This window comes from Mycobacterium sp. (genome assembly GCF_052144515.1).
Lineage (GTDB): Bacteria > Actinomycetota > Actinomycetes > Mycobacteriales > Mycobacteriaceae > Mycobacterium.
Genome location: NZ_JBKQQD010000424.1, coordinates 1 through 10,664, shown reverse-complemented (window position 1 = coordinate 10,664; position 10,664 = coordinate 1). Strand labels below are relative to the sequence as shown.

General features: G+C 65.1%; 9 protein-coding genes and 1 pseudogene. All 10 read right to left on the bottom strand.

Annotated features, from left to right (window positions below; genetic code table 11):
* Positions 1–64 precede the first annotated feature (64 nt).
* Complete coding sequence (locus ACLP9N_RS28550) at positions 65–1,606, bottom strand: MCE family protein (RefSeq protein WP_442410511.1); 1,542 nt, start codon at positions 1,604–1,606, stop codon at positions 65–67.
* Positions 1,607–1,609: 3 nt separating this feature from the next.
* Positions 1,610–2,752, bottom strand: coding sequence for a virulence factor Mce family protein (locus tag ACLP9N_RS28545; protein WP_442410513.1), 1,143 nt, complete (start codon positions 2,750–2,752; stop codon positions 1,610–1,612).
* A gap of 11 nt (positions 2,753–2,763) precedes the next feature.
* Positions 2,764–4,260: a virulence factor Mce family protein gene (locus tag ACLP9N_RS28540; RefSeq protein ID WP_442410510.1), complete on the bottom strand. Its 1,497-nt coding sequence runs from the start codon at positions 4,258–4,260 to the stop codon at positions 2,764–2,766.
* Positions 4,257–5,678, bottom strand: coding sequence for an MCE family protein (locus ACLP9N_RS28535; RefSeq protein ID WP_442410509.1), 1,422 nt, complete (start codon positions 5,676–5,678; stop codon positions 4,257–4,259). The genes ACLP9N_RS28540 and ACLP9N_RS28535 overlap by 4 nt, the downstream gene beginning before the upstream one ends.
* Complete coding sequence (locus ACLP9N_RS28530) at positions 5,675–6,706, bottom strand: MCE family protein (RefSeq protein ID WP_442410508.1); 1,032 nt, start codon at positions 6,704–6,706, stop codon at positions 5,675–5,677. Before ACLP9N_RS28530 ends, ACLP9N_RS28535 begins: the two co-directional genes overlap by 4 nt.
* Positions 6,703–7,917 (bottom strand): MCE family protein, encoded by a 1,215-nt coding sequence (locus ACLP9N_RS28525; RefSeq protein ID WP_442410507.1) that lies wholly within the window; start codon positions 7,915–7,917, stop codon positions 6,703–6,705. The genes ACLP9N_RS28530 and ACLP9N_RS28525 overlap by 4 nt, the downstream gene beginning before the upstream one ends.
* 5 nt (positions 7,918–7,922) lie before the next feature.
* Complete coding sequence (locus ACLP9N_RS28520; RefSeq protein WP_442410506.1) at positions 7,923–8,795, bottom strand: ABC transporter permease; 873 nt, start codon at positions 8,793–8,795, stop codon at positions 7,923–7,925.
* Positions 8,796–9,590, bottom strand: coding sequence for an MlaE family ABC transporter permease (locus ACLP9N_RS28515; protein WP_442410505.1), 795 nt, complete (start codon positions 9,588–9,590; stop codon positions 8,796–8,798).
* A complete protein-coding gene (locus ACLP9N_RS28510; RefSeq protein WP_442410512.1) occupies positions 9,587–10,318 on the bottom strand; it encodes a FadR/GntR family transcriptional regulator in 732 nt (243 codons plus the stop codon). The genes ACLP9N_RS28515 and ACLP9N_RS28510 overlap by 4 nt, the downstream gene beginning before the upstream one ends.
* Before the next feature lie 66 nt (positions 10,319–10,384).
* Positions 10,385–10,664: pseudogene (locus ACLP9N_RS28505) on the bottom strand (hypothetical protein); the annotation flags it as partial.

The window sequence follows — 10,664 nt, the reverse complement described above, 5'->3', positions numbered from 1 at the left end:
GTGCGAGCGTGCGCAGTTGCACGCCTGTCACGGCGTGTCATCGTACAAACACGCACGCTCGCGGCTATTTCAGCATGTCCTTCCAACCGTTTTCGCCGGTATTCCTTGAATTCTCAACGGAATACACCACGCCGTCGGGGCCTACGACCAGGCCGCTCCGGACATCGTACAGTGATGTGGCCGCCGCGCTCGGGATGTAGGTGCAGGGGTTGGGTTGCTGCCCATTGCACTGCACGGTGCCCGAACCCGGTCGCTGCAACGGATCGCTGACCGGCGGCGGCGTCCCGGGCACTCGATCGGCGGGCAACGGGTTGTTTCCACTGTTGACCGACGGCGCCGGGATCACCTGTCCCGGCTTCACCGGCTGGTCACAGCGCGCGGCCAGCGCGGGACAGGTGAGGATCTGACTCGGGTCCCCGTACCAGGGGTTGGTGCCCAACGGGACATAGGGCTCGCTGCTGCGGCACTCCCGCGGGCTCGCCGCCCGCTTGCCGGGCACGTCCACGCACGGGTAATTACGTGCTCCGCGAACCACATTCGGCGCTTCCATCGGGATCTTACAGTAGGTGCCGGCCGGTAGCGGCGCGGTACTAGTGTCGGCCGGGGCCCGCCACTGCGATGCGGGCAGGAAACCGGTCAGACACGGTGGTGGTGTGTTGAAGGACAGGGCGCCGACGCCAAGAGCAGCTTGACCGGGCTTTAGCGCGGTAACCGACTGGGCGATCGCGCCTGACTGCGGCAAGAACACCAACGCCTGCTCGACGCCATTGTGGTAGCGCTTGAGCATGTCGAGCACGACCTCGAGATTGGCCAGCGTCTGCGGCAACGACTCCCGCACGTCATTGAACGTGGCGTTGACCTGATCGGCGGTCGGCGCCGCGTTGGCCAAAATGCTCCGCAGGGCCGGATCCTGCTGCGCGGTCTGCGCGGCCAGGGTGTTGAGATTGGCTGCCCAGCGCGCGATGTCGTCGCCGGAATTGACCTGGCTGTCGATGATGGGCCCCGAATGCGCGATGATGTCGTCGATGTCGTCGATGCTGCCCCTGAAATCGTGGGCGATCGCCGAAGTGGCATCGACCAGACGGCGAAGGGACGGTCCCAACCCGCCCACGGCCAGCGATGTCTCGTGCAGCAGTGAGGCCACCTTGTCTTTGGGCAGCGTTGCCAATGCGCGGTCGGCGGCGTCCAGCGCCGGGCCGATCTGGGCAGGGACCGTGGTCTTGGTGATCGTCTGCTGATTCGCCAGGTATGGGCCGCCGGCGCGAGCCGACACCAGGTCGAGGTACTGCTCCCCCACCGCCGACACCGAATGCACGTTGGCCGCCGCATCGGTGGGGATCTGGTAGCCATTGTCGATGCTCATCGTCGCCCGCGCGCCGCGCTCAGTGGGCTCGACGGCGGTGACGGTCCCAATCGTGATGCCCCGAAACGTGACGTTGGCGGTTCGATAAAGTCCGCCGGATTGCGACAATTCGGCATACAGCGTGTAGCGGCCGATGCCGACCAGGCTGGGTATCCGCAAGAAGTACCAAACCAGGACCACCACCGCGGCAACCGCCAACACCACCAACAAAGCCAGCTGGGTTTTGATGTGGCGTGTCAGCATCTTTCACTCGCCCCTCTCCACCAGCGGGCCGCCTGGGGCGTCATTCGGGTTCGGCGTGTAGCGGACGTCCGGGATCATGGTGGCGGGGTCGCGTCCCCACGCCTGTTCGAGCGCTCGCAGCGCCCCGGAGAAACCGGTTCCGCTCAGTAGCGTGTTATCGATGGTGGACAGCGTCAGGTCGAACTCGCCCGACACGTTGAGGTAGTCGCCGCGGATCACCTTCGCTACGTCGTCGATGTTGAACGGCGCTGTGAGTCCTAACCTCAACGCACCGACCACATACGGCGCGGCCCGGACGAGTTGGATCAACGGTCGCTGCAGCGACTGCAGGCTCTGGTGCAGGTTTGGCTGGGTGTCTGCCAGCGCCCGGTTGGCGACGTCGCTGAACCGCCCCAGGGATTCGGTGGCGTCGGCGAACAGGTTGCGCGTGTCGGCGAAATGCTCGATCAGCGGCGGGATTTCGGTGAGCACCCGATCCAGCGTGTCCCTGCGGTTCGCGATGATGGCCAGCAGTTGGTTGGTCGAGTCGATCGCGCGAGCGAGGTCGCCACGTTGGCGGTTCAGTTCGGCGGTGAATGTGTCCAGCCGCCCGAGGAGTTCGCGGAACTGATCGACGTGGCCGCCGAGGATGTTGAGGATCTCGGTCTGGATCACGTCGAGGTTGGCGATCCCGCCGCCATTGAGGATCACCGCGACGCTGGCCAACGTCCGTTCGACGGTCGGGTAGGCCGAGGAGTTCATCAGTCCGATGGTGTCGCCGTTGCGCAACGGCTGCGGTGACGGGTTCCGCGGCGCGGCCAGCTCGACGTGCTGCGTGCCCAGCAGGCTGGTCTGGCCGATCTTCGCGGTCGCGTTCGCCGGAAGCCGCACGGCCGCATCAACATCCAGCGTCAGCGTCGCGATCCAGTTCTTCAACCTGATGTCACGCACCGTGCCGACCCATACGTCGGCGACCCGCACCCGGCTGTTGGTGTTCAGCGCCAGCGTGTCGGGCACCTGTACGTAGATCGTCATGTGACCCGAACCCGTGCCACGGCCGATCGGTAGGGGCACGTTGGCTATGCCACGCCAGGTACACGACGTCAACACCACCGCGACCACCAAGAACACCAGGCCGCGGCCGCCGGCGCCGGCGATCAGTCGCATCACCTCGCGCTTCACTGGCCCGGCCCTGGTTGTGCCGGCTGCGGATACCACGGCGGCGGCAACGGATTGGTCTCGTCATAGGCGTTCGGCGGTCCGGGCAGGTTGGTTCCCGGCGGCGGGGGCGCGGCGTCCGGGCCACCCATGAGCTCGCCCAACGATTCCGGGGTCAGCATGCTCGCCGTCGACGGCTGAACCTGCGTGCCCTGCATCCCCGGTGCGACGACCCAGCCCGGTTCATGGTTGCCGTAGGAGAACGGGGTATCCCGCGAGAATATCCCTGGGACGGTGGTGTCCTTGAACCCGGGCGGCGGGTGCAGCCGGTCCTCGGAGTAGGCCACCTCCTTGGGCAAGGTGGCCGCCGAGCCGAAGAAGTTCGCGCCGAACGGAAAGTAATTGAACTTGATGACGTCGAGAACCGGCGCTAGATACTGCGCGCACAGCTCGGCGGAGTCCTGATAACCCAGTCGGCTGCCGGCCTGGATGGCACTGCAAATGAACTGAATTGGGTTTGCGAAGCTGGGGAACACGATCAGGCCCCCGAGCGAGCTGTGCACCGGGTAGTAGAGGTTGTTGAAGTTGCCTACGAAGGTGGGCAGCACGTGTAGCGCGGTTTCCAGGCCGTCTCGCGGCTCGGGTTGCAGGATGGTGGTGGTCACCTCGGCGAGGTTGTTGACATCGTGAGCCAGCACAGATCCGTTGTCGCTCAAAACCTTTCGGGCAGTGGCCAGCACGTCGTCGACCCGAGTGATGGTGTCGGCCACGTCATGATCGGATTTGGTGAACCAGTCGGTGAACTGGGCCAGGTTGTCGTTGAGTGCAACGAACTGTTGGTCGTTGCGGTACAGCGCGCTGATGAATTGTGCCAGGCTGTGCGTGATTACGACAAAATCCCCGCGGCCCTCGTTCAGCGCGCTCAACGCGTCCGACAAGCTGTTCAGACTTTCGTTGATCTGTTTGCCCTTGCCGGCCAGATTGTCCGCGGCGGATTCAATGACTTCGCCGAAAGGTCCCTTCGGGTGTTCGGCTGTCGGTCCGAGCTGGCGGAGGATTCCGTTGATGGAGTCGCGCAGGTGATCCCACTCGACGGGCACCTGGGTGCGCTCGATCGGGATCACCGCGCCGTCCTTCAGCACCGGCCCGCCGGTGTAGGCCGGTGACAGCTGGATGGTGCGCGAGGCCACCAGGCTGGGGTTGAGGATCGACGCGGTGGCGTTGGCGGGCACCTGGTACTTGTTGCTGTAGTGCAAGGTGACTCGCATCTTGTCGCCGGTCGGCTCGATCTTGTCGATCGAACCGACCCGCACACCCATGATCTCAACTTTGTCGCCCGGGTATAGCGCTATCGCCTCAGAGAAATACGCGACCACCGAAGTGGTGGTCAGTTTCCGGAAGAGAGCTCTTCCGGCGAATACCCCGACGATGCCCAGAACCACCACCAACGCCCCGATGAATATCGCCCTGCGCGGCACTTTCGACACAAGGTTGCGGATGTCGAAGATGGTGCTCATTGGCGGGGCGCCAATGGTTCCGTGCGTGCGCCCGGAGGCGCGTTCGCCGGTAGCGGCACCGGGGTGCCGGGCGCGCCGGGCGGCGTCTCACCCGGCCGGCCCGCGCTCGGCACGCCGGGTGCCGGCGGTGACCCATCAGGGTTCGGCGGCGACGCGTCAACGTCGAGCGGCGCAGGGAAGGCGGGACCACCGAACGGGCCGACGGCGGCGTCCGCACACGGCAGCGGGTTGTCGGGCCGCGGCGTCGCGCCCGCCGCCGGCGTGTACGAACACGGCGATCCTGGTGGCACGGCGGGACCCGGGTGATCCGGCGTGCCCTCCAGCACCGGTGGCGCCGGAGGCGGTGCGCCGTTGGGGAACCGGGCGCCGTTGGGGTCGGGGAACCGGAATGCCGGCAGCCCGGCATTGCGCCAAAATTCCTCGGGGTCGATGCCCCGCTTCTTGAACGCGGCGTCGACCCACGGCTGAAGGATCTGGGAGGGAAGCAGATTCACCACCATCGTCTTGAAGAACGGCCCGGAACCGACGGCCTCCGTCAGGGAGGCGGTATACCTGCTGAGCAGTATCAGCACATCGGACAGATCCTTCTTGCGCTTGCTCAGCTCGTCGCTGACCGTGCTCAACTGCTGCAGCACATGGTTGAGGTTGGGGTTTTCCTTGATCAGGCCGGACACCTGGGTCGACACCTGCGACACGTTGCTCAGCAGGATGCTCAGCGCCTGGCTGCGTTGCTTGAACGCGGCCAGCAGGGTGTTGGCGTTGACCAGCAGCCCGTTGACCTGCCCGCTGCGGTCGCCGAGCACGCGAGCGATCTTGTTGGCGTTCGCCAGCAGTTGCTTGAGCTGTTCGCCCCGCTGACCGATGGTGTCGGAGAACGCCTTGACACCGGCCAGCGCGGCACTCAGGTGCGGAGCCGTCTGATCGAAGGTCTCCGACAACACCTTCAGCGAACGTTTGGTGGCGTCGACATCCCAGCCCGCCGCCGCCTTCGTGGCGTCGACGAACGCATCGTAGACTTGGTAGGGCGTGGTGGTCTGCGCCGAGGGAAGAAAACCGTTGGGCTGCAACGGCTGTGAACCCCTCGGTTCGATCTCCATGTTTTTGCGGCCGAGTATGGTATCGGTGCGAATCGCGACCCGGCTTTGCATCCCGATTGTCCGGCCGGGTAGCGAGAATCCGACGAGGACCCGGTCGCCGCGGATGGCCAGCGAGCGCACCAGGCCGACTTCCACGCCGGCGATCTGCACCTTGTCGCCCGCGCTGATGCCGCCCGTGTCGACGAACTGGGCGTAGTAGGTGGGTGTGGCGAACAGCATCGGCACGGTGGTAAAGCTCTGCCCCACACCAACTGCGAGCAGGGTGACCACCACTCCCATCAATCCGGCCCGGCCCCGGTTAAATTCCGTCAGGGTTCTCATTGCGGGGTGCACCTCCCGGTGGGCTGCCCGAAGAGCTTGATAACGCGTACCGGACCGCCTGGCTGTAATCCGTTGACCTTCAGCGAGATATCGCACAGATAGAAGTTGTAGAAGTCGCCGTATATGCCGCCCACGCGGCCGATGACCCGATATGCGTCCGGCAGCTTGCGCAACACCTCGTCGAGACTCGGCAGCTGGTCAATGATCGGCTGCTGGACGCCTTCGAGCTGTCCAACGGTGCTGTGCAGCAACGGCCGGTCCTCACCCAGCAGGTCGGCTAGGGTTCCCGCGGCGTTGCTGATGTGTGCCGCCGCGGCGGCCAAGGGGTCGGCCCTGTTCTTCAGTCCGGTGATCAGCAGCTCTAATTTGTCGACCGTGCGGTCAAACTCCTGCTGGTGCTTGACCGTGGTGGCCAGCACGGTGTTCAGGTTGGTGATGATCTCGCCGATCGCCTGGTTGCGGTCGGCCAGCGTTGCGGTGAGCGAAGCGGTCTGGTCGAGGATGTCGTTGATGGTGGCGCCCTGCCCCTGGAACACGGTGATGATCGAGTGGGCGATGCTGTTGACCTTGTCGGGATCCAGCGCCTGGAAAAGCGGGCGGAACCCGCCGATCAGCGCGTCGAGATCCAGCGCCGGTTGGGTGTGCTCGAGCGGGATCGTGGCGCCCGGGGACAGTCGTCGACCGCTGTCGCCGTGCTTGAGCTCGAGGTAACGGTCGCCGATCAGGTTCAGGTAGCGGATCGATGCGGTCGTCGCCTGATCCAGGGGCAGCGAGCTGTCCACGGCGAAGTCCACCAACACCCTTGTGTCCCCGTCGATCAGGGTCACCTTGGAGACCTTGCCGACCTCCACCCCCGCGGCGCGGACGAACTGTCCGGCCCGGAGCCCGCTGGCATGGGTGAACAACGCGGAATATCCGGTGCTGCGGTTGAACCGCAGCTGACCGAACACGATGACGATCGTCACGGTGAACACCAACAGCACCAACCATAGGATGCCGAGTTTGACTGCCGTGCCGGTGGTTTTCATGGATTGATCGTGTTCTCCCCGTATTGGCGTCCCCAGACGTATTCGGTGAACATCGGCTGGCCGAGCTCGAAGTGGTTGTACGGCGAGAGGCTGGCGCCGGTGTCCATCACCAGATACGGCGCCGGCCACAACTGCGGGGTGATCGGCTGCCAGCAGCCCGGGCGCCCACCGGGTCCGCCGTGAGCGTTCACTCGCGGCAGATTGTCCGGATAGACGTAGGGGTTGGGCGCTCCTAAAATCGTTCCGGCGGCCGACAGCGAATAGCCGTTGCCGCCGGCCGCGCTAGCGATTTTGGGTACGGCGTCATGAAAGTTGCGGACGGTACAAAACAATGCGGGGCTGTAGGTGTCGAGCAGCGCGCCGGTAGGTACCAAGTCGGCGGCTCCGCGCGCCAGATACGGTCCGCCCCGGGTCAAGATGTCTTCGCCGGTCTTGCCCGCGCCCACCGCCGCCAACAATGCGGCATCCAGCTCGCCTTGCTGTCTGGTCAGAGTGCTCGCCGTGGTAACCGCGTTCTGCAGAAAGCCCCACAAATCCGGCGATGAACGGGCGTAGATGTCAGCGAGGTCGGCCAACCGCCGGACGTCGTAGTGCAGCTGCGGCATCAGCGGGTTCAACTGCGACAGAATGTGATTGCCATTGGCGATCGATTCGCCGAAGTTGCTGCCCAGCCCATCCAGCGCCTGCGCCGCCGCGGACAACGTGGCGTTCAGCTCGATCGGGTCCACCTTCTCGGCGATCGAGGTGATCGTCTCGAACAACGTGTTGAACTCGGTGGTCACCGATCGCACGTCGATCACATCGTGTGATGAGATCCGTTGCTGCTTGGGGTTGTCCGGTGAGGTGAGTGACACATACTTGTTGCCGAACAGGGTGGCCGCCTCGATGTTGGCCACCACGTTGACCGGAATCAGCTTGACATATTTCGGATTCACATTCAGCACCAGCTTCGCTGCCGGCTTGCCGTCCGACTGCATCTCCGAGATGCCGGCCACCCGGCCGATCTCCACCCCGTTGTAGGTGACCTTCGATCCCGGTTCCATCACCAGGCCCGCCCGCGAAGCCAGCATCGTCAGTTCGGTCTTCGGCGTGAAATCCCCCCGAAATTGCTTGTACACCAAGACGAGGACGAGTGCGCCGACGAGCAGCAGGACCACGCCCTCCACGTACAACCACGCCCGTCGGTGCTTGCGCGTCAGCGGCGTCGTCATCGCGGTTATACCGTGAGATTGAAGTTCGGGTCGACGCCGTAGAGCGCCAACTCGGCCAACAGGACGACAACCACAACCGAAACCAGCGAAAAGCGCATCGATCGGCCGACGGCCTGGCCGACGCCGACCGGGCCACCGCTGGCGGTGTAGCCGTAGTAGCAATGGCTGATCATTACCACCACCGCCATGATGACGACCTGCACGACCGACCACCCCACATCCTCGGGGCGCAGGAAGGTGCGGAAGTAGTGCTGGTAGGTGCCGTTCGACTGTCCGTAGAACACCGTTGTGACGACCTGGCCGGATGTGAAGGCCATATCGAGAGCCAGGGCGTACAGCGGCACGATGACCACCAGCCCGCCCAGGATCCGGGTGGAAACCAGAAACGAGATCGACTTGATGCCCATGACTTCCAGCGCGTCGATCTCCTCGCTGATCCGCATCGCGCCCAACTGGGCGGTAGCGCCGGCGCCCACCGTGGCGGCCAGCGCGACACCGGATACGATGGGCGCGGCGATGCGTGTATTGGCCAGTGCGGCAAAGAATCCGGTGAATGCCTCGACACCGATGTTGCCCAGCGACGCGAAGCCCTGGATGGCGATCAGCGAACCGCCGGACAGCGTCACAAAGCCGATGATCGCGACCGTGCCGCCGAGGACGGCCATCGCGCCGGTGCCCATACCGATTTCGGCGGTGAGCCGCAGCGTCTCCCTGCGGTAGCGGCGCAGCGCCCACCCGATCTGCATGAGGCTGACCCGGGTGAACCTCGCGAAAATCCCAATCTGCTCCAGTCTGCGGGCCGGCCCGCCGCCAAAACGGTTGAGGTTGGCTGCTGTTCGCGGGTAGCGGGCGCGCAATACGGCGGCAGACTGGGACATCTAGCGTCCCGTCCCGAACCGCACACCGATCGTGGTCAGCACCACGTTGACCGCGAACAGCGCGATCACGCACAACACCAGCGTCTCGTTGACGGCGGTGCCGACGCCCTTCGGGCCGCCCTTGGTGGTCAGCCCGCGGTAGCAGCCGACCAGGCCGGCGATCATGCCGAACGTGGCCGACTTGATCACGGAGATAACCACTTCGGGCAGGCCGGTGACGAGGGTGAGCGTGCCGACGTAGGCGCCGGCCGAAACGTGTTGGATGTAGACGCCGAAGACGAAACCGCCGACCAGGCCGATCGTTATCACCGCACCGTTGAGCAGGGTGGCGACGATGGTCGCGGCTACGACGCGGGGCACCACCAGCCGATGGATGGGATCGATGCCGAGCACCTCCATCGCGTCGATTTCCTCGCGGATGGTGCGAGCACCGAGGTCGGCGCAGATGGCTGTCGCACCGGCGCCCGCGATCACCAGCACGGTGGTCAGCGGGCCCAGCTGGGTGACCGCGCCCAGCGCCGCGCCCGCGCCGGAGATGTCGGCGGCGCCGAACTCGGCCAGCAGGATGTTGAGCGTGAAGATGATGAGCACGGTCAGCGGAATCGAGACCGCCAGGGTCGGCAGTAACGAGACACTGGTGATGAACCAGCCCTGCTCGATCGCCTCACGCCACTGGAAGGGCCGTCGAAACAGCGCCTTTCCGGTCAAGACGCAGGTCCGGTAGAAGCCGCCGACCGCGTCGATCCCGGGCTGCATCTGGCTGCGCAGATAGGTGGCCACACTCTGGGTGGTCATGGGCGACCTCGGCGGTTTCGTGGGCTGTCGAGTGCGGCCAGCAACGTTGCGTTCGCGAGTTCGAGTACGTCTTCGGCGGCCTTCTTCGCACTGGCGGAATCGCCCGAGCAGATCGCATCGGCCAGCTTTCGGTAGGCGTCGGGACACTTGACGGCGGCGGTCATCGCTGAGGCCAGGACAGCCAGCGCTGGCTCATAGGCATCGCGAAATGCGTTGTACATCAAGCGATATACGATCGAAGCGGCGCCGTCGACCACATGCTCCCAGAACTCGAGCGCTTGGCGTTGCCACTCGAGCAGGTCGTTTTCGGTCTCGAGCGTGCGCAGCGAATCCCCGAGCACGTCCGCCAACTCGGGTCCGTGCCGTTCGGCCGCCAGCTCAGCGACCTTCGGACCGTTGCGCAGCCGGGCCTCCAGGATGCTGCGGAAAACAGCGGTGTCGAGCTCGCCATTGCGAAACAGCAACCGGGGCAACAGGTCCAGACCGGCATGGCGTCGGAAGTCACGCACGGTGGTGACGCCGCCGTGGCGCACCTCGACCAGACCGGCCGACGAAAGCCGCTTGAGCCCCTCGCGGACAGCGGGCCGGGATACGCCCAGGAAGTCCGCCAACCGGCGCTCGCTGGGCAACGCTTCGCCGGGCTGCATCTCCCCGCTGAGCACATCGGCAGCGATCTGCTCAAAAACCTCTTCAGGCACCGATCGACGAGTCACGGGCTGCAGCGCCACGGGCTCAGTGTGACTGGTCATAGGTCAGACGTCAAGTGGCCAGACCAGTCGGGCGTGTTTGTGGCGTCAATGGGGTTTGTCGTCGTCAGGTCCCAGGAGTTTCTCGGGGTGATGGAAGGTATTCGTTCTGGGTTGCCCGTGATCCAGGTGCGGCGGCGGTATCCATTCGGTGTCGCCTTTGGCGTTGGTGCGGGTGGTCCAGCCTTTCTCGACGAGCCGGTTGTCCAGACCGCAGGCCAGGGTGAGTTCGTTGATGTGGGTGCGGCGGGTCCTGGTCCATCCTTGGACGTGGTGGACCTGGCTGTGGTAGGCCGGGGCGTCGCAGCCCGGCTTCGTACACCCACGG